The organism is Candidatus Burkholderia verschuerenii, from assembly GCF_001189365.1.
GTDB classification, from domain to species: domain Bacteria; phylum Pseudomonadota; class Gammaproteobacteria; order Burkholderiales; family Burkholderiaceae; genus Caballeronia; species Caballeronia verschuerenii.
The window spans coordinates 1-1,415 of the sequence record NZ_LFJJ01000372.1; the positions used below are offsets into that span (position 1 = coordinate 1).

General features: G+C 63.3%; 1 pseudogene. It reads right to left on the reverse strand.

The annotated features are described in order from the left end of the window. Positions 1 to 115 precede the first annotated feature (115 nt). Positions 116 to 1,257 (reverse strand): annotated as a pseudogene (locus BVER_RS28990) (porin). Positions 1,258 to 1,415 lie beyond the last annotated feature (158 nt).

Below are 1,415 nucleotides of genomic sequence, written 5' to 3' on the forward strand. Positions count from 1 at the left end.
CTCCCCTGCCGACGCTTCGCCGATCACCTCGCGGTGACCTGCGCACGGCTCGGGGCCGATGTGGTTCGCTACTCCTTCATCGCAGTGGACTTTCACCACCTACTTCCTTGCCGGTCTACCGGCGCACCCAGAACTTGTGGCGAATGCCGATTGCCGCCATCTCCTGCGTGCTCTTTCCTGCGGCGAAACCGAACGAGCCGATGGACGCTTCAGCCGCGCCCTGACCATTCTGCCCCAACGCGTGCTGATAGCCCGCCAGCGCGTACACGTCCGTGCGCTTGCTCAAAAGATAGTCCACGCCGACATTGAACTGGTGATACTTTGCCGACGAATCGCCGAGTGCGCGCGTGTAGTTGTAGCTGCCGATCACCTGATAATCCGGCGCGATCATATAGCTGCCGTACACCGATGCATTGTGATACTTCTCCGCGTCCGCGAATGCCGACGAAGCATCCGCTTCATAGCGCGAATAGCTGTACGCCGCGCCCACCGTCACCGGCCCGAAGATCACGTTGCCGCCCACGCGCGCGATATTGATACTGCGCGCCGACGCATACGCCGCGTTCACCGGCGAGTTGAACAGCGTGTCCGCGGTCGATGTGCCACGCGCCACCACCGCCGCGTTGCCGTTGTCGATATGCAGATAGCCGCCCGCCACGTTGAAGTTCGACGCCGCATAGCTCGCGGCCGCGCTCCAGCTCTGACCCGATCCGGTCGCGCCGGCCACGCCGCCGAGCGCGTACAGGCCTTCCACCGTCACGCCGCGCCCCACGTCGGGCTGACCCACTTCACCGCGTTGGAAAAGCTCGCGCTGTCGTCGTAATTGTCGATATCGCCGGGCGTCGCGAACCAGCCGCTGAACGAATCCGCCGTCAGCGGTTGCAGCAGATCGGTCAGCGGATCGTACTGGCGTCCGAGCGTGAGCGTGCCGAGCGTCGTGCTCGTCACGCCGACATACGCCTGCCGCCTGAACTCGCGGCCACCGAAGCCGAGTTGCCCGTTGCTGCTATCGAAACCGTTTTCGATCTGGAAGATCGCGCTCAATCCGCCGCCGAGATCTTCCGAGCCTTTCAGGCCCCATTGCGCGCCGTTCAGATTGCTCGTCTGCATGCGCCATTGCGACGACGCGCCGCCGCTGTTGTGAATGTAGTCGATGCCCGTATCGATGATGCCGTACAGCGTGACCGAACTCTGTGCATGAACGGCGGGCGCGCTCAGGGCCAATGCAATCGTCCCTGCGATGCTGCTTTTTCTCATCTTGTCTTCTCGTTGATGGTGAAAAACGCACATCGGCATAGGGGCGGCCAGCAAGCTGGCCGGTCCCTTGCCACACCACCCTGCCACACCACCCGGCGTGCGGGTCCGCACCGGGCGGTTCGGGAAGTTGAGGTTATGTGAGGCGAGGCATGCCAAGA